The 25,473-nt window shown below is 61.5% G+C and carries 22 protein-coding genes, 2 tRNA genes and 1 rRNA gene; 18 read left to right on the top strand and 7 right to left on the bottom strand.

Annotated features, from left to right (window positions below; all coding sequences use genetic code 11):
• Positions 1 to 2 precede the first annotated feature (2 nt).
• The 4 genes from AB1N67_RS21205 to dksA form a co-directional block, all read right to left on the bottom strand.
• Complete coding sequence (locus AB1N67_RS21205; protein WP_168166402.1) at positions 3 to 2,978, bottom strand: sensor histidine kinase; 2,976 nt, start codon at positions 2,976 to 2,978, stop codon at positions 3 to 5.
• Complete coding sequence (locus AB1N67_RS21200) at positions 2,962 to 3,138, bottom strand: hypothetical protein (RefSeq protein ID WP_003250005.1); 177 nt, start codon at positions 3,136 to 3,138, stop codon at positions 2,962 to 2,964. The genes AB1N67_RS21205 and AB1N67_RS21200 overlap by 17 nt, the downstream gene beginning before the upstream one ends.
• 154 nt (positions 3,139 to 3,292) lie before the next feature.
• A complete protein-coding gene (gluQRS, locus tag AB1N67_RS21195) occupies positions 3,293 to 4,180 on the bottom strand; it encodes a tRNA glutamyl-Q(34) synthetase GluQRS (protein ID WP_367863366.1) in 888 nt (295 codons plus the stop codon).
• A gap of 63 nt (positions 4,181 to 4,243) precedes the next feature.
• Positions 4,244 to 4,690 (bottom strand): RNA polymerase-binding protein DksA, encoded by a 447-nt coding sequence (gene dksA / locus AB1N67_RS21190; RefSeq protein ID WP_043210050.1) that lies wholly within the window; start codon positions 4,688 to 4,690, stop codon positions 4,244 to 4,246.
• A gap of 211 nt (positions 4,691 to 4,901) precedes the next feature.
• Here dksA and AB1N67_RS21185 point away from each other — a divergent pair, with 211 nt between their 5' ends.
• Together AB1N67_RS21185 and sfsA are read left to right on the top strand one after the other, a co-directional pair.
• Positions 4,902 to 6,074, top strand: coding sequence for a pyridoxal phosphate-dependent aminotransferase (locus tag AB1N67_RS21185; RefSeq protein ID WP_043210048.1), 1,173 nt, complete (start codon positions 4,902 to 4,904; stop codon positions 6,072 to 6,074).
• Positions 6,074 to 6,787 (top strand): DNA/RNA nuclease SfsA, encoded by a 714-nt coding sequence (sfsA, locus tag AB1N67_RS21180; RefSeq protein WP_070576470.1) that lies wholly within the window; start codon positions 6,074 to 6,076, stop codon positions 6,785 to 6,787. Before AB1N67_RS21185 ends, sfsA begins: the two co-directional genes overlap by 1 nt.
• Here the strand turns inward: sfsA and AB1N67_RS21175 are convergent.
• Complete coding sequence (locus tag AB1N67_RS21175) at positions 6,777 to 7,094, bottom strand: Rieske (2Fe-2S) protein (RefSeq protein ID WP_070576466.1); 318 nt, start codon at positions 7,092 to 7,094, stop codon at positions 6,777 to 6,779. The genes sfsA and AB1N67_RS21175 overlap by 11 nt on opposite strands.
• Positions 7,095 to 7,246: 152 nt before the next feature.
• Here AB1N67_RS21175 and AB1N67_RS21170 point away from each other — a divergent pair, with 152 nt between their 5' ends.
• From AB1N67_RS21170 to AB1N67_RS21155, 4 genes are read left to right on the top strand one after another with little or no spacing between them, the layout of a single operon-like run.
• Complete coding sequence (locus AB1N67_RS21170) at positions 7,247 to 8,122, top strand: hemin ABC transporter substrate-binding protein (protein ID WP_043210041.1); 876 nt, start codon at positions 7,247 to 7,249, stop codon at positions 8,120 to 8,122.
• Positions 8,123 to 8,172: 50 nt separating this feature from the next.
• Positions 8,173 to 9,156 carry an iron ABC transporter permease gene (locus tag AB1N67_RS21165; protein WP_180962725.1) on the top strand — a complete coding sequence of 328 codons (984 nt, stop codon included), beginning with the start codon at positions 8,173 to 8,175 and terminating at the stop codon, positions 9,154 to 9,156.
• Positions 9,156 to 9,923 (top strand): heme ABC transporter ATP-binding protein, encoded by a 768-nt coding sequence (locus AB1N67_RS21160; RefSeq protein WP_367863365.1) that lies wholly within the window; start codon positions 9,156 to 9,158, stop codon positions 9,921 to 9,923. Before AB1N67_RS21165 ends, AB1N67_RS21160 begins: the two co-directional genes overlap by 1 nt.
• A 12-nt stretch (positions 9,924 to 9,935) precedes the next feature.
• On the top strand, positions 9,936 to 10,823 hold the full coding sequence (locus AB1N67_RS21155; protein WP_043210035.1) for a ChaN family lipoprotein: 888 nt from the start codon (positions 9,936 to 9,938) through the stop codon (positions 10,821 to 10,823).
• 185 nt (positions 10,824 to 11,008) lie between these two features.
• Here the strand turns inward: AB1N67_RS21155 and AB1N67_RS21150 are convergent, their stop codons facing one another.
• Both AB1N67_RS21150 and AB1N67_RS21145 read right to left on the bottom strand, forming a co-directional pair.
• Positions 11,009 to 11,287, bottom strand: a complete 279-nt coding sequence (locus AB1N67_RS21150; protein WP_043210034.1) for a TfoX/Sxy family protein — start codon at positions 11,285 to 11,287, stop codon at positions 11,009 to 11,011.
• Between the two features lie 213 nt (positions 11,288 to 11,500).
• Entirely contained in the window at positions 11,501 to 13,063 is a 1,563-nt protein-coding gene (locus AB1N67_RS21145; protein WP_182941816.1) for a bifunctional aminoglycoside phosphotransferase/ATP-binding protein, read from the bottom strand.
• A 153-nt stretch (positions 13,064 to 13,216) separates the two neighbouring features.
• On the opposite strand from AB1N67_RS21145, the gene mrcB reads away from it, so the two are divergent.
• The 12 genes from mrcB to AB1N67_RS21085 all read left to right on the top strand — a co-directional run bounded on the left by mrcB (position 13,217) and on the right by AB1N67_RS21085 (position 25,370).
• A complete protein-coding gene (mrcB, locus tag AB1N67_RS21140) occupies positions 13,217 to 15,538 on the top strand; it encodes a penicillin-binding protein 1B (protein WP_090346742.1) in 2,322 nt (773 codons plus the stop codon).
• Between the two features lie 25 nt (positions 15,539 to 15,563).
• Positions 15,564 to 16,340: a tetratricopeptide repeat protein gene (locus AB1N67_RS21135; RefSeq protein ID WP_043215772.1), complete on the top strand. Its 777-nt coding sequence runs from the start codon at positions 15,564 to 15,566 to the stop codon at positions 16,338 to 16,340.
• A complete protein-coding gene (locus tag AB1N67_RS21130) occupies positions 16,337 to 16,669 on the top strand; it encodes a YqcC family protein (protein ID WP_043215773.1) in 333 nt (110 codons plus the stop codon). Before AB1N67_RS21135 ends, AB1N67_RS21130 begins: the two co-directional genes overlap by 4 nt.
• 409 nt (positions 16,670 to 17,078) lie before the next feature.
• Positions 17,079 to 18,803 (top strand): acetolactate synthase 3 large subunit, encoded by a 1,725-nt coding sequence (locus tag AB1N67_RS21125; RefSeq protein ID WP_043215778.1) that lies wholly within the window; start codon positions 17,079 to 17,081, stop codon positions 18,801 to 18,803.
• Between the two features lies 1 nt (position 18,804).
• On the top strand, positions 18,805 to 19,296 hold the full coding sequence (gene ilvN / locus AB1N67_RS21120; protein ID WP_003250040.1) for an acetolactate synthase small subunit: 492 nt from the start codon (positions 18,805 to 18,807) through the stop codon (positions 19,294 to 19,296).
• Between the two features lie 58 nt (positions 19,297 to 19,354).
• The gene (gene ilvC, locus AB1N67_RS21115; protein WP_043215774.1) at positions 19,355 to 20,371 is read left to right on the top strand and encodes a ketol-acid reductoisomerase; all 1,017 of its coding nucleotides are present in this window, start codon (positions 19,355 to 19,357) and stop codon (positions 20,369 to 20,371) included.
• A 153-nt stretch (positions 20,372 to 20,524) separates the two neighbouring features.
• Positions 20,525 to 21,376, top strand: coding sequence for a CDP-diacylglycerol--serine O-phosphatidyltransferase (gene pssA / locus AB1N67_RS21110; protein WP_043215775.1), 852 nt, complete (start codon positions 20,525 to 20,527; stop codon positions 21,374 to 21,376).
• A gap of 77 nt (positions 21,377 to 21,453) precedes the next feature.
• Positions 21,454 to 22,467 (top strand): protein-methionine-sulfoxide reductase catalytic subunit MsrP, encoded by a 1,014-nt coding sequence (gene msrP, locus AB1N67_RS21105; RefSeq protein ID WP_102082006.1) that lies wholly within the window; start codon positions 21,454 to 21,456, stop codon positions 22,465 to 22,467.
• Entirely contained in the window at positions 22,467 to 23,075 is a 609-nt protein-coding gene (msrQ, locus tag AB1N67_RS21100) for a protein-methionine-sulfoxide reductase heme-binding subunit MsrQ (RefSeq protein ID WP_090346734.1), read from the top strand. The genes msrP and msrQ overlap by 1 nt, the downstream gene beginning before the upstream one ends.
• Positions 23,076 to 23,574: 499 nt before the next feature.
• Positions 23,575 to 25,110: ribosomal RNA gene (locus tag AB1N67_RS21095) — 16S ribosomal RNA — on the top strand.
• An 85-nt stretch (positions 25,111 to 25,195) separates the two neighbouring features.
• Positions 25,196 to 25,272: transfer RNA gene (locus AB1N67_RS21090), tRNA-Ile, on the top strand.
• A gap of 22 nt (positions 25,273 to 25,294) precedes the next feature.
• Positions 25,295 to 25,370 (top strand) — tRNA-Ala (locus AB1N67_RS21085).
• Positions 25,371 to 25,473 lie beyond the last annotated feature (103 nt).

The raw sequence follows: 25,473 nt of genomic DNA, 5'->3' as shown, positions 1-25,473 counted from the left end.
ATTCAATTCTCTCGACGGTCTCGAATTTCAGGGGACGTCGCTACGACATGCCTTGGCAGGGTCACGCGGATCCGGGTACCACGTTGGCGTTCGATATCGGCCGGGCTGTCGATGGTGATTTGCCCATAATGCTCTTCCACGATGGAATAGACCAGAGCAAGCCCCAGTCCAGTGCCTTCGCCAGGGTCCTTGGTGGTGAAGAAGGGCTCGAACAGCCGGTCCATGATGTTTTTCGGGATTCCGCTGCCTTCGTCCTCGACGATCAGGTCGACAGTGTGCTCACACACAGCGCTGCGCACACGCACGGCGCTGCCGGGCGGGGATGCGTCGCGGGCGTTGGAAAGCAGGTTGATCAGCACCTGGGCCAGGCGCTGGGGATCACCCTCGGCCCAGTGATCCGGGTCGCAGAGGTTGAAGAACTGTACTTCGAAATTGCGCCGGTTCAACGCCAGCAGACCAATGGCATCTTGCGCGACTTCGGCCAGGCACACCGGCTCCTCGCTGTTCTGGTGGCTGCCACCTGCATGGGCGAAGCTCATCAGCGACTGGACGATGCGCGAAACGCGTTTGGTCTGTTCGATGATCTGGCTGGAGAGTTCGATGATCTCTCCATCGCCTTCACGCTCTTCGCGCAGGTTCTGCGCAAGGCAGGCGATGCCGGTGATAGGGTTGCCGATCTCATGGGCCACGCCCGCAGCCAGGCGACCGATGCTCGCCAGGCGCTCTGAGTGCACCAGTTTGTCTTCCAGGGCCTGGGTTTCGGTCAGGTCCTCGACCAGCAGCACCAGGCCGCTGTTGCCCGGTGCCAAGGGCTCGGCGATGGCCGCCTTGTGCAGGTTGAGCCAGCGGGTCTGTCCGTCCAGGGCCAGGCGCTGCTTGTGCAGGTGTTCGTCGGGGATGTTGATGAAGTTCTGCAACAGCCCGCGCCAAGGCTCGCTGACAGTGACCAGACGCGAGCCGACCACATGCATGGCAGCCACGCCGGTCAGCTCTTCCATGGCTTTGTTCCACATCAGGATCTCTTGGTCCTTGGCCAAAGAGCACACGCCCATGGGCAGCTCCTGCAGCGTCTGGCGGTGGTAGCGGCGCAGGGCATCGAGCTCGGCGGCGAGGCCGGTCAGGCGCGAGTGGTAGTCTTCCAGGCGGCTTTCGATGAAGTGGATGTCTTCGGTGACGTAGTTCTCGTTGCCCGATTTGTAGGGCAGGAAGGTCTCGACCATGTCCTGGGCCACGCTCGGCCCCATCAGGCCCGACAGGTTGGCCTCGATGCGGTCGCGCAGGCGGCGCAAGGCATAGGGGCGGCGTTCGTCGAAGGGCAGGTAGAGGTCACGCAGGGCCTGCTCGACTTCCTTCTGCGCGGCCTTCGCGCCCAGGGGCTTGGCCAATTGGGTGGCGAACTCCTGGGGCGAGGCGGCATGTAGCTCACGCCGTTGTGGCCGGCGCACGTTGTCCACGGCGCAGGCCTCGGCAGCGCTGACTTCTTCGCTGCTGGCATTGGTGAACAGCGAGATCAGGGTGAACAGCAGGACGTTGGCGGCCAACGAGCCGATGGCTGCCATGTGCCAGCTGGTGTCGTCCAGCACGTAGATCATGTCCAGCAGCGGGATATAGAAGCCCTGCAGATTGCCCAGCAGCGGCAGCAGCATGGTCACCATCCACACCGCGATGCCCGCCATCAGGCCGGCGATGAAGCCGCGGCGGTTGGCAGTCGGCCAGTACAGCACCGAAAGCACGCCCGGCAGGAACTGCAAGGTGGCGACGAAAGCGACGATGCCCAGGTTGGCCAGGCTCTGGTGATTGTTCTGGGTCAGGTAGAAGACGAAGCCTGCCGCGATGATGGCGACGATCAGGGCGCGCCGGGTCCACTTCAGCCAGCGGTAGATGTTGCCCTCGGCCGGTGGCTGATAGAGCGGCAGCACCAAGTGGTTGAGGGCCATCCCCGAGAGGGCCAGGGTTGTGACGATGATCAGCCCGCTGGCGGCAGAGAGGCCACCGACATAGGCGAGCAGGGCCAGCGCTGGGTTATCGGCGGCGATGCCCAGGCCCAGGGTGAAGTACTCTGGATTGGTGCTCGCGCCCAGGCGCAGGCCGGCCCAGAGCACCAGCGGCACGGCCAGGCTCATCAGCAGCAGGAACAGCGGCAGGCCCCAGCTGGCGCTGACCAGCGAGCGCGGGTTGAGGTTTTCGGTGAAGGCCATGTGGTACATGTGCGGCATGACGATGGCCGAGGCGAAGAACACCAGCAGCAGGGTTCGCCACGGACCTTCCTGCAGCGGCGTGTGCAGTGCGGCCAGCGCAGTCTGGTTCTGCAGCAGCCAGACCTCCAGCTGGTGCGGACCGCCGAATACGCCATACAGCGCATACAGACCGATACCGCCCAGGGCCAGCAGCTTGATCACCGATTCGAAGGCGATGGCGAACACCAGGCCTTCGTGTTTTTCACGCGTGGCGATGTGGCGCGAGCCGAAGAAGATCGTGAACAGGATGATCAACACGCAGAATGCGAAGGCTACCCGAGCCTTGACCGGCTCGCCGGTGAGGATGCTGATCGAGTCGGCCACCGCCTGGATCTGCAGGGCCAGCAGGGGCAGCACACCGATCAACATGAAGATGGTGGTGAGCGCGCCGGCCCACGTGCTGCGAAAGCGAAACGCCAGCAAGTCGGCCAGCGACGAGAGCTGGTAGGTGCGGGTGATCTTTAGAATGGGATAGAGCAGCACCGGCGCCAGCAGGAAGGCCCCGGATACCCCTAGGTAACAGGCCAGGAAGCCATAGCCGTACTGATAGGCCAGGCCCACCGAGCCATAGAAGGCCCAGGCACTGGCATAGACGCCCAGGGACAGGGTGTAGGTCAGCGGGTGGCGGATGATCGAACGCGGGATCAGCCCACGCTCGCTGATCCAGGCCACACCGAACAGCACCAGCAGGTAAGCGGCGCTGATCAGGATCATCTGGGTCAGGCTAAAGCTCATCGGCATCTCGTTGGCTCTGCAAAATGAAGGTGACGACGATGAGGATCAGCCAGAGCAGGTAGGGTCGGTACCAGGCACCGGTCGGCTCGATCCACCAGTCCATGATGGCCGGGGAAAACAGGTAGATCCCCACGACCAGAAGCAGGACCAAACGATAGATGTACATGCTGGCCTCGAAGGTTGGGCGCTGCGGGCTTGGACTTATTATTGGCGCAAATGGCTGGGACGATGCTAGCGGGATTCATCCTCGCTCGGCAACAATTTGAATTTATTGGGTTTTTGCACCGCGCTTGTTACAACGGGCCTGCGCGAACGCTCGATCAGCGCAGGTCAGCCTCCGGCACCGTCAATTTGTGGGCGATCGCCTCGGGGCGCCACTGCTGCCGTGCGACCGTCAGCACCTCGGCGGGGCTGGCGCGCTCCATGCCAGGCTCTGTGGCCTGGCCCAGGGCCCGCAAGGCGCGCAACAACAGGGGCGTAGCTTGATCGGCCGCCAGTGGTGGCGAGCGATAGGATTTACCCAGCTTGTGGCCGTCCGGCTGAGTGATCAGCGGGATGTGCAGGTAGCGTGGCTGGGAGAAGCCCAGCAATTCCTGCAGGTAGAGCTGGCGAGGTGTGTTGTCCAGGAGATCGGCGCCCCGCACGATATCGGTGACGCCTTGCCAGGCATCGTCCAGCACCACGGCCAGTTGGTAGGCGTAGAGCCCGTCCCGGCGCTGGATGACGAAATCGCCCACCTCACGTCCCAGGTGTTGCTCGAAAACCCCCTGGACGCGATCGGTGAAGCGGTAGATCAACTCCGGCACCCGCAGGCGGATCGCCGCGCCTTCGCGGGCATGTCCGGCGTTTCGGCACAACCCCGGATACACCCCGCCATAACCCTCCAGTTGTTTGCGCGAGCACGTGCAGGCATAGGCCAGGCCCATGCGCATCAGACGCTCGACCACCTCGGCATAGGCTTCGTGGCGCTGGCTTTGGTGGACGACCTCGCCGTCCCACTCCAGGCCGTAACGCTCCAGGGTCTGCAGGATGGCATCCCGTGCACCGGGCATTTCCCGAGGCGGGTCGGTGTCCTCCATGCGCAACAACCAGCGTCCGCCCACCGCGCGGGCATCGAGCCAGGAAGCGAGCGCCGCGACGAGCGATCCGAAGTGCAGAAAGCCGCTGGGGGTGGGGGCGAAGCGCCCGATATAGCTGGAGTCGTTCATGGGTTTGCAGGCTATATAAATGAAACGGGGCGCATCGAGCGCCCCGTTCAGGTGGGAATCAGGTCAGGCCTTGCCGACCTGCTTTTCCTTCTTCTCCGCCAGTTCCTTGCAGTCGAAGCACAGGTCGGCGGTTGGGCGCGCTTCCAGGCGACGCAGGCCGATCTCGACGCCGCAGGCTTCGCACCAGCCGTACTCTTCGTCCTGGATCGATTGCAGGGTCTTGTCGATCTTCTTGATCAGCTTGCGTTCACGATCCCGGTTGCGCAGTTCGAGGGCGAATTCCTCTTCCTGGCTGGCACGGTCGGCAGGGTCCGGGAAGTTGGCTGCTTCATCCTTCATGTGGTCTACAGTCCGATCCACACTGGTCATCAGCTCTTGCTTCCAGGCACTGAGGAGTTTGGTGAAATGCTTGCGCATGGGTTCACCCATGTACTCTTCGCCCGGCGTTTCCTTATAGGGTTCGACACCGTACATGGTTTGACCGGCTTTTTGCTTTTCTACGGTGGACATGAATAGACCGCCTCTCACTCATCTGATCCAATGCGCAGGCTGCTCCATCTCCGGCACCCGCCGGCCCTGCGACTGCGAGCCGCCGAACTTACCAGATAGATCGGGGGTGCGCTACCCCGCCCGATCCTAGGAGTTGACAGCGGTGCGAGCCGCACGTTCGATGCCTCGCAGGGGTAGAATCACCAGTTTAGACCCAATTGAGAGAAGGCCCATGGCTCAGCCCTACAGTGCACGCAGTCGCGCTATCGAACCCTTCCACGTCATGGCGTTGCTGGCGCGCGCCAATGAGCTGCAGGCGGCTGGCCATGATGTCATCCACCTGGAGATCGGCGAGCCGGACTTCACCACCGCCACGCCCATCGTGGCGGCTGGCCAGGCGGCCTTGGCCTCGGGCCACACCCGCTACACCGCGGCCCGCGGCCTGCCCGCCCTGCGCGAGGCGATTGCAGGTTTCTACGACCAGCGCTACGGGGTGAGCGTCGACCCTGAACGGATCCTCATCACCCCGGGCGGATCCGGTGCGTTGCTGCTGGCCAGCAGTCTGTTGGTCGATCCGGGCAAGCACTGGCTGCTGGCCGACCCCGGCTACCCGTGCAACCGCCACTTCCTGCGTCTGGTCGAAGGTGGGGCGCAACTGGTACCGGTAGGGCCGGACGTCAATTATCAACTGACGGCCGACCTGGTCGACCGCTACTGGGACAAAGACACTGTCGGTGCCTTGGTGGCCTCGCCTGCCAACCCCACGGGTACAGTGCTCGAGCGTGACGAGTTGGCCAGCCTCTCCAAGGCTACCCGCGAGCGCCACGGGCATCTGGTGGTGGACGAAATCTATCATGGCCTCACCTATGGCATGGACGCACCGAGCGTGCTGGAGGTGGACGACCAGGCGTTCGTCTTGAATAGTTTTTCCAAGTATTTCGGCATGACCGGTTGGCGCCTCGGCTGGCTGGTCGCACCGCCCAGCGCGGTGAAGGACCTCGAGAAGCTGGCGCAGAACCTCTACATCAGTGCGCCGAGCATGGCCCAGCATGCCGCGCTGGCTTGCTTCGAACCTCAGACCCTGGCCATTCTGGAAGAACGTCGTGCCGAGTTCGCCCGCCGCCGGGACTTTCTGCTGCCGGCGCTGCGCGAGCTGGGCTTCGGCATCGCCGTGGAGCCGCAGGGCGCTTTCTATCTGTATGCCGATATCAGTGCCTTTGGTGGCGATGCCTTCGCTTTCTGCCAGCACTTCCTGGAAACCGAGCACCTGGCCTTCACGCCGGGCCTGGACTTCGGTCGACACCAGGCCGGTCATCATGTGCGGTTCGCCTACACCCAGAGCCTGCCGCGTCTTGAGGAAGCCGTGCAACGCATCGCACGTGGCCTGAGGAGCTGGCAAGGCTGATGTTGTTCTTCCCTGCACTCGAACAGGCGCGCTTGTTGCGCCGCTACAAACGGTTCCTGGCCGACATCGAGTTGGCCAGCGGTGAGCAACTGACCATCCACTGCCCCAACACCGGCTCGATGCTCAATTGCATGCGTGAGGGCGGGCAGGTTTGGTTCAGCCGCTCCAACGACCCCAAACGCAAGTTGCCCGGCACCTGGGAGATCAGCGAGACGCCCCAGGGGCGCCTGGCCTGTGTCAACACGGGGCGGGCCAATGCCTTGGTGGAGGAAGCGCTGCGCGCCGGACGTATCACCGAACTGGCCGGGTTCACGGCGCTCAAGCGCGAAGTGGCGTATGGCGAGGAAGGCAGCCGGGTGGACTTTCGTCTGGAGTTCGCCGAGGGGCCGGCTTATGTGGAGGTCAAGAGTGTGACCCTGGGCTACCCGGACACGCCGGTCGCGGCTTTTCCCGACGCGGTGACCCAGCGCGGCGCCAAGCACCTGCGCGAGCTCGCAGCCTTGGCGCGCCAGGGAATCCGTGCGGTGCAGTTGTATTGCGTGAACCTGACCGGTGTCGAGGCGGTGCGTCCGGCCGAGGAAATCGACGCGGCTTATGCCCAGGCCCTGCGCACTGCAGTGGCCGATGGCGTGGAGGTGCTGGCCTACGGCACGCGCCTGGACGCCGAGCAGATCGTCATCGACAGGCCATTGCCGGTGCTGCTCACGCCTTGAGCCAGATGCCCTGGCTGTCTTCAAGGCAGGCCAGTGCCTGCAACTGTTCGCCCTCGCAGGGGCCGGCCACGCATTCGCCGCTTTCGATCAGGAACAACGCGCCGTGATGGGCGCAGTGGATCAGGCTGGCGCTCTGATCGAGAAAAGCATCCGCCTCCCAATTCAATGGAATGCCCTTGTGGGGGCAGCGGTTGCGATAAAGGTAAACCTGGCCCTGACGTCGTACGCCGAAAACCTGCTCGCCCGCTACGCTGAATGCGCGGCTGTGGCCTTCGGCGAGATCGAGGGATGCGCAAAGAAAATGCATTGAAGCAGACAGCTCATGTGACAAAGGGATGGCTTGACGCCTCAATGCGAACAATTATCAAATTGCTCGCAGTCGCTGCGCCAGGCTGCCTATGGTGCGCAGTTCCGTCGCCCGCTACAAGGCGCGCGGCCCGCCTTCTGCAAAGGAAAACGATGATGCGTCGTCCCGCTGCCCTGATCGTCCTGTGTGCAAGTCTTGTACTTGCCACCCAGGCATTGGCCGCCGAGCTACCCCAGCGCTGGGTCAGTGCCGGCGGTGCCCTGAGCGAGTGGATCAGCGCCCTGGGGGGGGAGCGGCAACTGGTGGGGGTCGATACCACCAGTCAGCACCCTGAGTCGCTCAAATCGCTGCCTAGCATCGGCTATCAACGGCAATTGTCCGCCGAAGGGATTCTCAGCCTGCGCCCGGATGTCTTGGTCGGCACCGAGGAGATGGGGCCGCCGCCGGTGCTGGCGCAAGTGCGCAAGGCCGGGGTGCGGGTGGAGTTGTTCTCCAGCAAGGCCGAGTTGGACGCCGTGGACGATAACCTCCAACGCCTAGGCAGTTTGCTGGGGGCCGAACAGAAAGCCGCCGAGCTGACCGCCGGTTACCACCGGCAACTCGATGCGCTGCAAGCCAGGGTCAAGCAGGCCCAGGCCAGCCAGAAGGCGCCAGGGGTTCTGCTGCTGGTCGGGCATGCAGGTGCCAAGCCCCTGATCGCAGGCCTGGGCACATCGGGGGACTGGCTGCTACGCCAGGCCGGTGCCCGTAACCTGGCCGAGCATCCGGGTTACAAGAACTTCTCGGTCGAGGCTCTGGCAGCGCTGGATCCAGATGTGCTGGTGCTCTCCGATCGCAGCCTCGAGGGCGAGCAGGCGCTGCAGGCGTTGCTCAAGGAAAACCCCGCGCTGGCCACGTCCCGGGCAGTCCGAGAGAGGCGCCTGGTAGCGCTGGACCCGACCTTGCTCGTCGGTGGTCTTGGCCCGCGCTTGCCGGCCACCTTGACCGCACTGGCCGAGGCCTTCTATCCGGTGGCCAAGGCCCAATGAGAGGCCGCGTTCAGTCCCGCGCGCTGTTTGTCTGTCTGACGCTGTCGTGCCTGTTGGCCGTTTGGTTGTCGCTGGCGCTTGGGCCGGTCAGCCTCCCGCTGTTCGATACCCTGCGTGCGGGCCTGCGACTGCTGGGTGTGCCGGTTCACGCCGAGGGGCTGGAACAAGCCGAGATGATCCTTGGGCAGATCCGCTTGCCTCGTACCCTCCTGGGGCTGGCGGTGGGCGCGGTGCTGGCGCTGTCCGGCGTGACGATGCAGGGGCTGTTCCGCAACCCTCTGGCAGATCCTGGGCTGGTCGGGGTGGCCAGTGGAGCAGCGCTGGGGGCGGCGGTGGCGATTGTCGGTGGTAGCTGGCTGGGCGGGATCCCAGAGTGGTTCTCGCCTTACCTGTTGTCGGGCTGTGCCTTCGTGGGCGGCCTCGGTGTGACCGCGCTGGTGTATCGCCTGGGCCGGCGCGACGGGCAAACCAGCGTCGCCACCATGCTGCTCGCAGGCATCGCCCTGACTGCATTGGCCGGTTCGGCGGTCGGCTTGTTCACCTACCTGGCCGATGACGCCACGCTGCGCACCTTGACCTTCTGGAACCTGGGCAGCCTCAACGGTGCCAGCTACGAGCGCCTGTGGCCCTTGCTGCTGGTGACAGCAGCGGTTGCGCTGTGGCTGCCACGCCGCGCCCAGGCGCTCAATGCCCTGTTGCTGGGCGAGTCCGAGGCCCGGCACTTGGGCATCGATGTGGAGTCGCTCAAGCGTGAGCTGGTGTTCTGTACTGCCCTGGGCGTGGGGGCTGCGGTGGCGGCTGCGGGGTTGATCGGTTTCATCGGCTTGGTAGTGCCGCACTTGATGCGCTTGCTGGCAGGCCCCGACCACCGGGTGCTGCTGCCTGCCTCGTTGCTCGCAGGGGGCGCCTTGCTCTTGTTCGCCGACTTGGTGGCCCGGCTGGCGCTGGCACCGGCGGAGCTGCCGATTGGCATCGTTACTGCGTTCCTCGGCGCGCCGTTCTTCTTGTTCTTGTTGATACGAGGGCGAAGCTGATGCTGGAAGCCCAAGGGGTACGTTTGCGGCGCGGAACCCAGGACGTGCTGCAGGCGATCGACTTGCACGTGCGTCCTGGGCAGGTCCTGGGTGTACTGGGCCCCAATGGGGCCGGCAAAAGTAGCCTGTTGGGCGTGCTGTGCGGCGAGCTGGCTCCCAATCAGGGGCAGGTGCGCTTGCGTGGTCGCACCTTGGCGGACTGGCCAGGCCAAGCACGCGCTCGTTGCCTGGCGGTACTGCCGCAGGTTTCCACCCTTGGGTTTGCATTTGGTGTCGAAGAAGTGGTCGGGCTTGGCCGGCTGCCTCACGCAAGTGGTCAGCAACGCGACCAGGAAATCGTCCACGCCGCCTTGGGTGCGGCTGATGCCCTGCACCTGGTCGATCGCAGCTACCTGGCGCTGTCCGGTGGCGAGCGCCAGCGGGTTCACCTGGCCCGGGTGCTGGCGCAGCTGTGGCCGGGGGAGGAGGGCGCCACCCTGCTGCTGGACGAGCCCACTTCGATGCTGGACCCCTTGCACCAGCACACCACCTTGCAAGCGGTGCGGCGCTTTGCCGACCAGGGCGCGGCGGTGATGGTGATTCTGCACGACCTCAACCTCGCCGCGCGCTACTGTGACCAGATCCTGGTGCTGGAGCAGGGACGCTGCCATGCGCTGGGCACCCCGCAGCAGGTGCTGACGCCTGACGCGCTCAAGGCGGTATTTGGAATCGATGTGCTGGTGCAGCCGCACCCGGAGCTCGGTCATCCGTTGATCATCACCCGCTAGGAGGCTTTGCCCATGCGCCATCCCGTGCTGTCCGGCCTATCGATCCTGCTGGCTTTGGTGTTGTCCGGCTGCCAGGCCAGCCTGCCCGACTTGCCGGCGTGGCAAGCCGGCGAAGGACGCGATAGCGCACAACTGGGGCAAATCCGTGACCTGGCCACGGGTGAGCAGCTCACGCCAGAGCAGCTAGTTGCGTACCTGGCCCCGGCGCCTCGGGTGCTGGTGGGAGAGAAGCACGACAATCCCGATCACCACGCGTTGCAGCTGTGGCTGTTGCGAGCCTTGGAGGCCCGTCGCCCCCAAGGCAGCCTGTTGCTGGAGATGCTGCAGCCCTCGCAGCAACCGCTGATCGATGCCGTGCAGGGGCAGGCGGTCATGCCTGAGGATTTGCCCAAAGCCCTGGCCTGGCAGGACGGTTGGGACTGGCAATGGTATGGGCCGATCGTGCAGGAGGCTTTGCATCGGCAGATTGCGCTGCTGGCGGCCAATCTTTCGCCGGAGGAGTTGCGTCAGGCTTATCGGGACACCCCGGTGTTGCAGGGGCCGCGCTCGAATGCACCTGCGGTCAAGGCTGCGCTGCTAGACCAGGTGCGCGCCGGACACTGTGGATTGCTGCCGGAAAACCAGCTGCCGGCCATGCTTGCCGTGCAGCAGCAACGCGACCGCCGCATCGCCGAACGCGTCCTTGGCGCGCCACAACCGGCCCTGTTGCTGACCGGCAGCTACCATGCGCGCAAGGACTTGGGTGTGCCACTGCACCTGGCTGATCTGGGCGCAGAGGGCGAATCCAAAGTGTTGTTACTGGTGGAGGTGGGCGAAAAAGTCGAGCCGGGCATGGCCGACTACGTCTGGTACACGGCCGCCTTGCCTGAACAGGACTACTGCGCCCGATTGCGTCGTTGATCGGCCTTTGTTTATCCGAGGCAAAAAAAGACCCGGCAAAGTGCCGGGTCAATAACCGTGATTAGCCTGATGAGGAGATAATCTGAGCGTCCGAACCAAGGACTTTTCAGGTTATCCAACCAGTCTCGCGACCAGTTGTGATAATCATAACGATTCTCATTTGTAGGTCAATCCCCCCATCCCGCCTATTTTGATTTTTTTTGCACAGGGCTTTTGGCGTCCAGCTGTTCATCGAGCGCTTGTTTACGCTCGACCGGCAAATCATTCCAGTGCATGTCCAGCAGTGCCGCCTCGATGGAGTACAACAATACCTTCGATGCCCGGAACCCCCGCGACTTCACAGCCTGGTAGGCGCCTACCGCGCCCAGGCGGCGCAAGTCCGATGCACTGTGGATGCCGACGGCATGAAGCCATTGCGCGGAGGTCTTGCCAAGATTTCTCAGATGCTGCAATTCATCGTTCATCGGGCCTCCTTGCGATGGCTGAACGAGGTCTTTGGGATAAATCGCGAGCAGGTTTCAGAGGAGTGTAGCGGGGGTTGGGAAATACGCGGCCTTTTGCCATCGACCCCCGACGAGGGCCACCTTGAAAACCGGGCGTTGGCATCTGTGAGCGTGGCTTTACCCGGTCGCGATGGCATGCAAAAAGGGCTGCAAGAGCAGCCCTTCATGAATCGTTCAGATGCCTGGGAGACGCTGGCGGATCTGCTCGATCAATTGGTCCATGCTGGCGCTTTCCTGTGTGTCCACCCGCTTGCAGTGGGGCAGTTCTTCGGCGCTCAGCGGTTCGCGGCTGGCCTGTTGGGCCTTGACCACTTCCAGGGTGGCATCGGAGGGGTCGTTAGCCTCGGTCTGGCGCTGGGCCAGCCAGCTGGCGATGACCGCGTCGGGCGCCTGGCAATCGAGGATCAGGAACGGAACGCCCGTTTCGTTGGCAACCTGGGCCGCGGCTTGGCGCTGGGCCAGCTTGAGGTAGGTGGCATCGAGCACCACCGGGAAGCCTGCACGCAGGATGATCGCCGCCAGCTCATGCAGGCGTTGATACGTGGCGCGGCTGGCGTCCTGGTCATAGATGCCGGCCTGCAGTTGGCCAGCGCTTTGTTGCTGTTGCTCGCCGAACAGGCGCTTGCGCTCGACATCCGAACGTACACGAATCGCGCCCAGGGCTTCGACCAGACGCATGGCCACGTGGCTCTTGCCCACGGCCGAGACGCCATGGGTGATGGCCAGCAGCCGCGATGGAATGGCACTGTAGCTTTCGGCCAGGTTGGCATAGTTGCGGTAGGTGCGCAGGGTGGTGGCACGCTGCACGCCGTCGGCATCGGCCGGCATGCTGAACAGTGCGACCTTGGCGCGCACCAGGGCGCGGTAGGCCTTGTAGAAGTTGAGCAATTCCAGGCCTTCGTAGTCGCCGGTCAGCTCCAGGTATTGGCTGATGAAACGACGGGCCAGGCATTTCAGCCCGCGGTCTTCGAGGTCCATGGCCAGGAAAGCGGTGTCGGCATAGACGTCGGTCAGGCGGAACGGCTCGTTGAATTCGATGCAGTCGAAGATCACCACCTTGCCGTCGATCAGCGTGGCGTTGCCCAGGTGGATGTCGCCATGGCACTCGCGGATGAACCCCTGGGCCTTGCGCGCCTCGAGCAACCCGTGAAGCCGCTCGAAGCTGCTGCGGGCCCACGCCTGTAGGTTGTCCAGTTGTTGCAGGTCGGCCTTGTCGCTGAGGAACGGACGGATCTGCTCGAAGTTCTGCTCGACCGGTGCCATGACACTGTCAGGTGTGCCTAACGGATGGTCGACCGATACCTTGGGCGCCTGCAGGTGGAATTCGGCGATCTGACGGGCCATCTGGTCGATGTGGCTGGCATTGAGTTCGCCATTGGCCTGCAAGGTACTGAGCATCTGGCCTTGGGGGAACTGGCGCATCTTCAAGGCATACTCGATCGGTGCGCCGGCGCCGCCCAGTTGCGGGGCATCGGCCGTTCCTGTGATCGGCAGCACTTCCAGGTACAGGCCCTCGGTAAGGCGCTGGTTCAGGCGTAGCTCTTCGTTGCAGAAGTGACGGCGTTGGTCCAGCTCGGTGAAATCCAGGAAGCCGAAGTTCATCGGCTTCTTGATCTTGTAGGCGTACTCGCCGGTCAGCAGCACCCAGGAGATATGCGTCTCGATGAGTTGGAACCCGTCCACCGGGTGGGCATAGAGGGCGGGGTTCTGCAGCGCGCTGATCAGGGCTTGGCTCACGGGCAATCCTTCTGGGGCAGGGAATTCGAAAGCGCCATTATGGTCAATGGTGCCGTCCCTGCAAACAGCTGGAAATCCTGGCGGATGAACGCGAGCTTTCCGTTTCGTCCCGCAGGCCACTAGCCTTTATCAAAGTGCGTATAATCCGCCGCCATGACTCGTACCCGAAACTCCCGTACCCCCAAGAAACGCCCGACCGGCCGCTCCCGCGCCTGGCTGGGCTGGGCGCTCAAGCTCAGCCTGGTCGGCCTGGTGGTGCTCGCCGGCTTCGCGGTTTATCTCGATGCTGTCGTCCAGGAGAAGTTCTCCGGCAAGCGTTGGACCATCCCGGCCAAGGTATACGCCCGTCCGCTGGAGCTGTTCGTCGGCCAGAAGTTGAGCCGCAACGACTTCCTCACAGAGCTCGATGCCCTGGGCTATCGTCGTGAAGCGGCCGCCAACGGCCCGGGCGCGGCCTCGGTCAACGGCAACACGGTCGACCTCAATACCCGAGGCTTCCAGTTCTACGAGGGCATGGAACCTGCGCAGTTCGTGCGCGTGCGTTTCTCCGGCGATTATGTCGCCGGGCTGTCCGGTGCCAATGGTGGCAAGCTGGATGTGGTGCGACTCGAACCGCTGATGATTGGCGGCATCTATCCCAAGAATCTCGAAGACCGGATCCTGATCAAGATCGACCAGGTTCCGCCTTATCTGCTGGAAACCCTGGTCGCCGTTGAAGACCGCGACTTCTACAGCCACCATGGCGTATCGCCCAAATCCATCGCCCGTGCCTTGTGGGTCAACACCTCCGCAGGCGCCATGCGCCAGGGCGGTAGTACCCTGACCCAGCAGTTGGTGAAGAACTTCTTTCTGACCAACGAGCGCAGCCTCAGCCGCAAGCTGAACGAGGCCATGATGGCCATGCTGCTGGAGCTGCACTACGACAAGCGCGAGATCCTCGAGGCGTACCTCAACGAGGTATTCGTCGGCCAGGATGGGCAGCGTGCGGTGCACGGCTTCGGCCTGGCCAGCCAGTTCTTCTTCAGCCAGCCGCTGCAGGAGCTCAAGCTGCACCAGATCGCCTTGCTGGTGGGGATGGTCAAAGGGCCGTCCTATTACAACCCGCGTCGTTATCCCGAGCGTGCGCTCACCCGACGCAATTTGGTGCTCGACCTGCTCGCCGAGCAGGGCGTGGTCAGCCAGGAGATGGCCGAAGCGGCGAAAAAGATGCCGCTGGGCGTGACCAAGCGCGGCAGCCTGGCCGACAGTTCCTTCCCGGCTTTCCTCGACCTGGTCAAGCGCCAACTACGCCAGGACTATCGCGACGAAGACTTGACCGAAGAAGGCCTGCGTATCTTCACCAGCTTCGATCCGATCCTGCAGATGAAGGCCGAGACGGCCATGAGCGAGACCTTCAAGCGCCTGGCCGGGCGCAAGGGTGCCGATGAGGTCGAGTCGGCGATGGTGGTGACCAATCCGGAAACCGGTGAGGTGCAGGCGCTGATCGGCAGCCGGCAGGCCGGCTTCGCCGGGTTCAACCGCGCCATCGACGCCGTACGGCCGATCGGCTCGCTGGTCAAGCCAGCGGTCTACCTGACCGCCCTGGAACAACCCAGCAAGTACACCTTGACCAGTTGGGTGCAGGACGAGCCGTTCTCGGTCAAAGGCGCTGACGGCCAGGTCTGGCGTCCGCAAAACTACGATCGTCGCCCCCACGGCACCATCTACCTGTACCAAGGGCTGGCCAACTCCTACAACCTGTCCACCGCCAAGATCGGTCTGGAAGTGGGCGTGCCCAACGTGATCAAGACCATTGGCAGGCTGGGCGTGAAGGTCGACTGGCCGGCGTTCCCGTCCATGCTGCTGGGCGCGGGCGGCATGTCGCCGATGCAGGTGGCGACCATGTACCAGACCATCGCCAATGGCGGTTTCAACACGCCGATGCGTGGTATCCGCAGTGTGCTCACCGCCGAAGGCGAGCCGCTCAAGCGCTACCCGTTCCAGATCCAGCAGACCTTCGATCCAGGTGCCATCTATCTGGTGCAGAACGGCATGCAGCGGGTGATGCGCGAGGGTACCGGCCGTTCGGTCTACAACGTGCTGCCCCGTTCGCTGACCCTGGCAGGTAAGACCGGTACCAGTAACGATTCGCGCGACAGCTGGTTCTCCGGCTTCAGCCAGGATTTGCTGGCGGTGGTCTGGCTGGGCCGCGACGACAACGGCAAGACGCCGTTCACCGGTGCCACGGGTGCCTTGCAGGTATGGACCAGCTTCATGAAGAAAGCCGACCCGCTGCCGCTGGACATGCCGCAACCGGACAACGTGGTGCAAGCCTGGATCGACCCGTACAGCGGCCAGGGGTCGGACGGTAGCTGTCCGGGGGCGGTGCAGATGCCGTATATTCGTGGAAGTGAACCGCCTGCCGGCGCTGCCTGTGGTGGCCCGCAAGACCCAGTGGAGTCCGTCATGGACTGGGTCAAGGGATGGATGAATTGAGCGCTAGCTTTGAAGAGGGTGTGAAGTGAACAAGTGGTTGTTTCCTGCCTTGACGGCGATTGCCGTGCTCCAGGGGTGCTCCAGCGTTCCTCGCGGCAATATCCCCGTGGTGGACTCGAGCACCCGGGTATCGAACAGTGAGCGAATTGCGAGCAACCGTAACGTTGCCCGCCAGCCCAGCGGAGGCACCAGCCAGGCGCAGTCCCTGCCCGAGGATTCCGGTGTGACCGTGGTGATCCCGCAAGGCGCTGGCGCAGCGCCCATCCAGGCCTTCCCGGCCGGTACGGGGGCTGCGCCAATCAGCACTGGGCCAATCACCCCTGGCCCTGTGAGCAGCGGCCCGATCGCCACCAACCCCAACCCGATTGCCGACGAGCCGTTCGACATCGCCTCGATGAACAGCGCGTCCAGCACGCCCAGCGCTCCGACCGGTATTCCGCGCAGCAACGCCACCGGCGGGCTGTCGGCCGATGAGCAGCTCGATGGGCCGGTGCTGGCGCTGCTGACCACCGCTCAGCAGCAACAGGGCGGTGGTGACTTCAACGGTGCCGCCTCGAGCCTGGAGCGTGCCCAGCGCATCGCTCCGCGCGAGCCGCAGGTACTGTTCCGTCTGGCCCAGGTGCGCCTGGCCCAGGGCGACTCGGCGCAGGCTGAGCAATTGGCACGTCGTGCGCTGACCTACGCCAATGGGCGTCCCGACCTGCAGGCCGAGCTGTGGAACACCATCGCCCAGGCCCGTGAGAAGCAAGGGGACAGCCAGGGTGCGGCATTGGCGCGGCAGAAGGCGCGGACTACCTCGTGATGGAGCAACGCATCCTCGATATTGCCGATCATCTGTTGTTGATCGAGCGCGAATTGCAGGTCCAGGGCTGGTGGAGCGAACAGGTGCCCAGCGCCGAAGCGCTGGCCAGCGTGGTCCCGTTCGCGGTGGATGTAATGACCTTCGAGCAGTGGCTGCAATGGATTTTCCTGCCGCGTATGAAGCTCATCATCGAGCACGGTCACCCGTTGCCCAATGCCTCTGGCATTCTGGTCATGGCCGAAACGGTGTTCGTCGATCGCCCAGAGCAGAGTCGCGAGCTTAGACGTCTGCTGGCAGCATTTGACCAATTGATCAGTCCTTCCGCCTGATTTCTTCTTTTTTTCCTATAAGGGCCGCAGATTGTGGCCCTTTTTTTTGGAAATCTTTATTTTCCTGCTGCTGACCACCTTTTTCGTGGTGGCAGGAATTCATCCTGGGGAAAAATTGGCAATAATTTTTCTTGACTTGCGCGCGACGAATCAGAAGAATCCAGATTCCGCTGTAGAGGGACTGCCAGAAGCAGACCCGCTAAGCAGATCATGAGGCGCACACCCGCGCCGACTTGTAACACCCCGCAACGCGTTACCTCGCGCTGGGTGGGAACCCCCCGCAACACTCTGGGGCGCTCCCAATACTTGCTCAGTCAGTGCTGACGTTCGCTCATGCTCTGCTTGGCAGTAAACCTATTAAGACCCGTCCATTTGAGGGCGGTATTCTGGCGTTTTAGAGGTGAACAACGTGGAGCTTTTATCTGGCGCTGAGATGGTCGTCCGCTTCTTGCGTGACGAAGGCGTTAAGCACATCTATGGGTACCCTGGCGGTGCTCTCCTTCATGTTTACGACGCCCTGTTCAAGGAACCGGAGATCAACCACATCCTGGTTCGTCACGAACAGGCTGCCACCCATATGGCGGACGGTTACGCCCGTGCAACCGGCAAGGCCGGCGTGGTGCTGGTGACTTCCGGCCCAGGCGCGACCAATGCCATCACCGGCATTGCCACTGCCTATATGGACTCGATCCCGATGGTCATCCTGTCCGGTCAGGTGCCTAGCACCATGGTTGGTACCGATGCCTTCCAGGAAACCGACATGATTGGTATTTCCCGGCCGATCGTGAAGCACAGCTTCATGGTCAAGCATGCCTCGGAGATTCCCGAAGTCCTGAAAAAAGCCTTCTACCTGGCGCAATCCGGCCGTCCAGGCCCGGTCGTGGTCGACATTCCAAAAGATATGACCAACCCGGCCGAGAAGTTCGAATACGTCTATCCCAAGAAGGTCAAGCTGCGCTCCTACAGCCCGGCTGTCCGCGGTCATTCCGGCCAGATCCGCAAAGCGGCCGAGATGCTCTTGGCAGCCAAGCGTCCGGTGGTCTATTCCGGCGGTGGCGTCATTCTTGGCGGCGGCTCCGAAGCCCTTACCGAGATTGCCAAGTCGTTGAACCTGCCGGTCACCAATACCCTGATGGGGCTGGGTGGCTTCCCGGGCACCGATCGTCAGTTCATCGGCATGCTGGGCATGCACGGCAGCTACACCGCCAACATGGCGATGCACAATGCAGACGTGATCTTCGCTGTCGGTGCGCGTTTCGACGACCGCGTAGTCAATGGCCCGGCCAAGTTCTGCCCGAACGCCAAGATCATTCACATCGACATCGATCCGGCGTCGATCTCCAAGATGATCAAGGCCGACGTGCCGATCGTTGGCCCGGTCGAAAGTGTGCTCACCGAGATGCTCACCATCCTCAAGGAGATCGGCGAGCAGCCTGACAAGGCGGCACTCGATGCCTGGTGGAAGCAGATCGACGAGTGGCGAGGTGACCGCGGCCTGTTCCCTTACGACAAGGGCGATGGCAGCGTCATCAAGCCGCAGACCGTGATCGAAACCCTGTGCGAAGTGACCAAGGGCGATGCCTTCATCACCTCCGATGTCGGCCAGCACCAGATGTTCGCGGCGCAGTACTACCGTTTCAACAAGCCAAATCGTTGGGTCAACTCCGGCGGCCTGGGCACCATGGGCTTCGGCTTCCCGGCGGCGATGGGCATCAAGCTCAACTTCCCTGACCAGGACGTGGCCTGCGTGACCGGTGAAGGCAGTATCCAGATGAACATCCAGGAACTGTCCACCTGCATGCAGTACGACCTGCCGGTGAAGATCGTCAACCTGAACAACGGTGTGTTGGGCATGGTTCGTCAATGGCAGGACATGGCCTACAGCGGCCGTCACTCGCATTCCTACGTGGAGTCGCTGCCTGACTTCGTCAAGCTGGTTGAGGCCTATGGCCATGTGGGTATCCGCATCACCAGCCTGAAGGACCTCAAGCCAAAACTGGAAGAGGCTTTCGCGATGAAGGACCGCCTGGTGTTCATCGACATCGCGGTCGACAGGACCGAGCACGTCTACCCGATGCAGATCAAGGACGGCTCGATGCGTGACATGTGGCTGAGCAAGACGGAGCGTACCTGATATGCGGCACATCATTTCCCTGCTGTTGGAAAACGAACCCGGTGCCTTGTCTCGCGTGGTCGGTCTGTTCTCCCAGCGTAACTACAACATCGAAAGCCTGACCGTGGCGCCGACCGAGGACCCGACTCTGTCGCGCCTGACCCTGACGACCGTTGGTCATGACGAAGTGATCGAACAGATCACCAAGAACCTGAACAAACTGGTCGAAGTGGTCAAGCTCGTCGATCTGTCGGAGAGTGCTCACATCGAGCGCGAGCTGATGCTGGTCAAGGTCAAGGCCACCGGCGCCCAGCGCGCCGAGATCAAGCGCACCACGGATATCTTCCGTGGCCAGATCGTCGATGTCACCGCCAGCGTGTACACCGTGCAACTGAGCGGTACCAGCGATAAGCTGGACAGCTTCATCCAGGCCATTGGCACCGCGTCGATCCTGGAAACCGTGCGCAGCGGCGTTACCGGCATTGCCCGTGGCGACAAAGTGCTCAGTATCTGAATACGCATACAAGAATCAGTGATGGCTCCGTGGAGCCGAGATATAACAGGGGTATTTCATGAAAGTTTATTACGACAAAGACTGCGACCTTTCCATTATCCAGGGCAAGAAAGTCGCCATCATCGGTTACGGCTCCCAGGGGCACGCCCAGGCGTGCAACCTCAAGGACTCCGGTGTGGACGTTACCGTCGGTCTGCGTAAAGGTTCGGCCACCGTTGCCAAGGCAGAAGCCCACGGCCTGAAAGTCGCTGACGTTGCTACTGCCGTCGCCGCTGCCGACCTGGTCATGATCCTGACCCCGGACGAGTTCCAAGGCGCCCTGTACAAGAACGAAATCGAGCCGAACATCAAGAAGGGCGCTACCCTGGCCTTCTCCCATGGCTTCTCGATCCACTACAACCAAGTCGTTCCGCGTGCCGACCTGGACGTGATCATGATCGCGCCGAAGGCTCCGGGTCACACCGTTCGCTCCGAGTTCGTCAAGGGCGGCGGCATCCCTGACCTGATCGCCGTCTACCAGGACGCCTCCGGCAACGCCAAGAACGTTGCTCTGTCGTACGCCTCGGGCGTCGGCGGCGGCCGTACCGGTATCATCGAAACCACCTTCAAGGACGAAACCGAAACCGATTTGTTCGGTGAGCAGGCCGTTCTGTGCGGCGGTACCGTCGAGCTGGTCAAGGCCGGTTTCGAAACCCTGGTCGAAGCGGGCTACGCGCCGGAAATGGCCTACTTCGAGTGCCTGCACGAGCTGAAGCTGATCGTTGACCTCATGTACGAAGGCGGTATCGCCAACATGAACTACTCGATCTCCAACAACGCCGAATACGGTGAGTACGTCACCGGTCCGGAAGTCATCAACGAAGAATCCCGCAAGGCCATGCGCAACGCTCTGAAGCGCATCCAGGACGGCGAGTACGCGAAGATGTTCATCTCCGAAGGCGCCACCAACTACCCATCGATGACCGCCAAGCGTCGTAACAACGCCGCTCACGGCATCGAAGTCATCGGCGAGCAACTGCGCTCCATGATGCCTTGGATCGCGGCCAACAAGATCGTCGACAAGACCAAGAACTAAGTCTTGCGTCGGTAACATGAAAAACGCGGCTTCGGCCGCGTTTTTTCGTTTACGCGGCCTGCTTCTGGTATAAAGCGACCAGTGGCTTGCCGTCAGAACCTGTTTCGCAGGCCCGTGTCGAATATTTTCCACCCCAGTTGCAAGGTACTTTTCATGAGCGAACGTCCCGAAGAGCCGAATAAGCCCTCCGACGCCGAAAGCCTGCTACCTGTCGATGAGCATATTGAAGAAGGGCATGACGCCGAAGGGCGCAAGGTCCGTCACCGTGGCATTTACCTGCTACCCAACCTGTTCACGACCGCCAACCTGTTTGCCGGTTTCTATTCCATCGTCAGCTCCATCAGCGCGCACGGTTACCTCAGTGCCGGCGACCCGCGTGAAGCGAGCAAGTACTTCGCGTTCGCCGCGATCGCCATCTTCGTGGCCATGGTCCTCGATAGCCTCGATGGTCGTGTTGCGCGCATGACCAACACCCAGAGCGCCTTCGGTGCCGAGTACGACTCGCTGTCGGACATGGCGGCCTTCGGCGTTGCGCCTGCCTTGCTGGCGTTCGTCTGGGCGCTGGGCGACATGGGCAAGGTCGGCTGGATGGTCGCCTTCATCTATGTCGCTGGTGCGGCATTGCGTCTGGCGCGCTTCAATACCCAAGTCGGCACGGCTGACAAGCGCTACTTCATCGGCCTGGCCAGCCCGGCTGCCGCCGGTGTGGTCGCTGGCACCGTATGGGCCTTCAGTGACTATGGCATCCAGGGCTCCAAGCTGTCGTTCCTGGTCGCCTTGTTGGTGGCCGCTGCCGGCATGCTGATGGTCAGCAACATCAAGTACAACAGCTTCAAGGAGCTGGACCTCAAGGGGCGTGTGCCCTTCGTGGCCATTCTGGCTGTGGTGCTGGTGTTCGCGGTGGTGTTCAGCGACCCGCCCCGAATCCTGCTGCTGATCTTCCTCGGCTATGCGATTTCCGGCCCTGTGCAGTATCTGCTGCGTGGTCGTCGCCGCAAAAGCTGACAAAGCGTTAATGTTGGAATAACCCTCCGGCTCCATAGTCTTACAGGTACATCCGTTGCCTGTGCTGTGGAGCCGTCATGCTTATCAAGTCTCCCACATCGTCCGATTGCAAAGCGTCGGAGATCACCCCTGAAAGACTCTATCTTTCCAGGCGTTCAATGCTTGGGGCTTCCCTGGCAGGGCTGGCCCTTGGCGCGTTGCCGCGTGCTGCTTCGGCTGTCGAGGCGTCGCGCTATGCCGACGTCGCGCCTGGTGCCGCGCCTGCCTGGTTCACAGACAAGCTGGCAGCCGTGCGCTGGCAGGCTGTGACGGTCAAGGACGAAGCGATCACGCCGTTCAAGGACGCCACCCACTACAACAACTTCTATGAGTTCGGCCCCGACAAGGGGGACCCAGCGGCCAATGCCGGTGCGCTTAAGACCGAGCCCTGGACTCTGGTGGTCGATGGTGAAGTGGCCAAGCCCGGTCGCTATGCCTTGGAAGACTTCGTCAAACCCTACCAGCTCGAAGAGCGCATCTATCGGTTGCGTTGTGTCGAGGCCTGGTCGATGGTCATCCCCTGGCTGGGCTTTCCATTGGCACAGGTGCTCAAGCAGGTCGAGCCGAACTCCAAGGCGCGCTACGTACGCTTCGAGACGCTGCAGGATCCACAAAGCATGCCTGGGCAGCGCTCAGGCTTTGCCTTGATCGATTGGCCCTATGTAGAGGGGCTGCGCCTGGACGAGGCGATGCATCCCCTGGCGATTCTGGCGGTAGGCATGTATGGCCGGGAGTTGGCCAATCAGAACGGCGCGCCGTTGCGCTTGGTAGTGCCATGGAAGTACGGGTTCAAGAGTATCAAGTCCATCGTGCGCATGAGCCTGGTGGCAGAGCGGCCGAGCACCACATGGGAGAGCCTCGCGCCTACGGAATATGGCTTCTATGCCAACGTCAATCCGATGGTCGACCACCCGCGCTGGAGCCAGGCCAGGGAAAGGCGTTTGCCCAGTGGGCTGTTCAGTCCCAATGTGCGCGATACCCTGATGTTCAATGGCTACGCCGATGAAGTGGCGTCGCTGTATGCGGGGCTCGATCTGCGGAAGAACTACTGATGCGTTATCCCTGGTTTCGACTGGCCATTTTCCTGGTGGGGTGTGCGTTTCCCGGTTGGTGGCTATATGAAGCGGCGATGAATCTGCTGGGACCAGACCCTGGCAAAATCTTGGTAGATCGCCTGGGTCTTGGCGCGTTGACCTTCTTGCTGGTCACCTTGAGCATGACGCCGTTGCAGAGACTCACAGGGTGGCCCGCTTGGATAGTCGTGCGGCGGCAACTGGGGTTGTGGTGCTTCGCTTACGTCGTCCTGCACATGGCTTCCTATATCGTGTTCATCCTCGGGCTGGACTGGGGGCAATTGGGTGTCGAGCTGCGCAAGCGCCCTTACATCATTGTGGGAGTGTTGGGCTTTCTTGGCCTGCTGGCGCTCGCGGCGACGTCGAATCGTTACAGTCAGCGGAGGCTCGGCGCGCGATGGAAGAAGTTGCACCGGTTGGCTTATGGGATTCTCGGGTTGGGATTGCTGCACTTCCTCTGGATCGTTCGCTCAGACCTGCAAGAGTGGGTGATATACGCCGCCGTCGGGGCAGTATTGATGTTTGTGCGTATTCCGCCGGTGTGGCGTCGTGTCCCTCGTTTGCTGGGGCGGGGCAGGGCGGTTTGAAACTTTCTTGAAATAACTGTTGACGGGGTTTCGAATCCCCTTATAATGCGCCCCACTTCCGACGCAGTCGAAACGCAAAACTCCTTGATAATCAACGAGTTGAACGCTTCAGGTAGTATCGGAAAGGCTTCGGTCTTCTGATCGGCAGCGGTGAAAAAGGCAGTTGACAGCAGGTTTTAACGCTGTATGATTCGCCTCCCGCTACGAGAGATCGCAGCGAGTTAAGCGGTTGAAGTTGAACGGGTTTCTCGGAAAAAACTTCAAAATAAACGCTTGACAGACTTAGAGGAAAGCGTAGAATGCGCGGCCTCGGTTGAGCAAAGCGCTTAACCAAATCGCTCTTTAACAATCGAATCAAGCAATTCGTGTGGGTGCTTGTGAGTATGGACTGATCGTCGCGCCAAGATTATCAGCATCACAAGTGGCCATGCGAGAAATCACATAGTCATTTGAGATTGCTGAGCCAAGTTTAGGGTTTCTTAAAAACCCAAGCAGTATTGAACTGAAGAGTTTGATCATGGCTCAGATTGAACGCTGGCGGCAGGCCTAACACATGCAAGTCGAGCGGATGACGGGAGCTTGCTCCTTGATTCAGCGGCGGACGGGTGAGTAATGCCTAGGAATCTGCCTGGTAGTGGGGGACAACGTTCCGAAAGGAGCGCTAATACCGCATACGTCCTACGGGAGAAAGTGGGGGATCTTCGGACCTCACGCTATCAGATGAGCCTAGGTCGGATTAGCTAGTTGGTGAGGTAAAGGCTCACCAAGGCGACGATCCGTAACTGGTCTGAGAGGATGATCAGTCACACTGGAACTGAGACACGGTCCAGACTCCTACGGGAGGCAGCAGTGGGGAATATTGGACAATGGGCGAAAGCCTGATCCAGCCATGCCGCGTGTGTGAAGAAGGTCTTCGGATTGTAAAGCACTTTAAGTTGGGAGGAAGGGCAGTAAGTTAATACCTTGCTGTTTTGACGTTACCGACAGAATAAGCACCGGCTAACTCTGTGCCAGCAGCCGCGGTAATACAGAGGGTGCAAGCGTTAATCGGAATTACTGGGCGTAAAGCGCGCGTAGGTGGTTCGTTAAGTTGGATGTGAAAGCCCCGGGCTCAACCTGGGAACTGCATCCAAAACTGGCGAGCTAGAGTATGGTAGAGGGTGGTGGAATTTCCTGTGTAGCGGTGAAATGCGTAGATATAGGAAGGAACACCAGTGGCGAAGGCGACCACCTGGACTGATACTGACACTGAGGTGCGAAAGCGTGGGGAGCAAACAGGATTAGATACCCTGGTAGTCCACGCCGTAAACGATGTCAACTAGCCGTTGGAATCCTTGAGATTTTAGTGGCGCAGCTAACGCATTAAGTTGACCGCCTGGGGAGTACGGCCGCAAGGTTAAAACTCAAATGAATTGACGGGGGCCCGCACAAGCGGTGGAGCATGTGGTTTAATTCGAAGCAACGCGAAGAACCTTACCAGGCCTTGACATGCAGAGAACTTTCCAGAGATGGATTGGTGCCTTCGGGAACTCTGACACAGGTGCTGCATGGCTGTCGTCAGCTCGTGTCGTGAGATGTTGGGTAAGTCCCGTAACGAGCGCAACCCTTGTCCTTAGTTACCAGCACGTCATGGTGGGCACTCTAAGGAGACTGCCGGTGACAAACCGGAGGAAGGTGGGGATGACGTCAAGTCATCATGGCCCTTACGGCCTGGGCTACACACGTGCTACAATGGTCGGTACAGAGGGTTGCCAAGCCGCGAGGTGGAGCTAATCTCACAAAACCGATCGTAGTCCGGATCGCAGTCTGCAACTCGACTGCGTGAAGTCGGAATCGCTAGTAATCGCGAATCAGAATGTCGCGGTGAATACGTTCCCGGGCCTTGTACACACCGCCCGTCACACCATGGGAGTGGGTTGCACCAGAAGTAGCTAGTCTAACCTTCGGGGGGACGGTTACCACGGTGTGATTCATGACTGGGGTGAAGTCGTAACAAGGTAGCCGTAGGGGAACCTGCGGCTGGATCACCTCCTTAATCGAAGACATCAGCCTGCTGATGAGCTCCCACACGAATTGCTTGATTCCTTGAAGAAGACGATGCTGTAACGCGACCCTGTTATAGGTCTGTAGCTCAGTTGGTTAGAGCGCACCCCTGATAAGGGTGAGGTCGGCAGTTCAAATCTGCCCAGACCTACCATTAGCTTGGTGCAGATGACTACGGGGCCATAGCTCAGCTGGGAGAGCGCCTGCCTTGCACGCAGGAGGTCAGCGGTTCGATCCCGCTTGGCTCCACCACTTGCCGTTACCTGCAGAACTTAGAAATGAACATTCCAATGTGAATGTTGATTTCTGACTTTTGTCAGATCGTTCTTTAAAAATTCGGATATGTGATAGATAG

This window comes from Pseudomonas guariconensis, from assembly GCF_040822035.1.
Classification (GTDB): Bacteria; Pseudomonadota; Gammaproteobacteria; order Pseudomonadales; family Pseudomonadaceae; genus Aquipseudomonas; species Aquipseudomonas guariconensis.
Note: the sequence above shows the minus strand (reverse complement) of the source record. Positions and strands in the feature narration are given on the sequence as shown.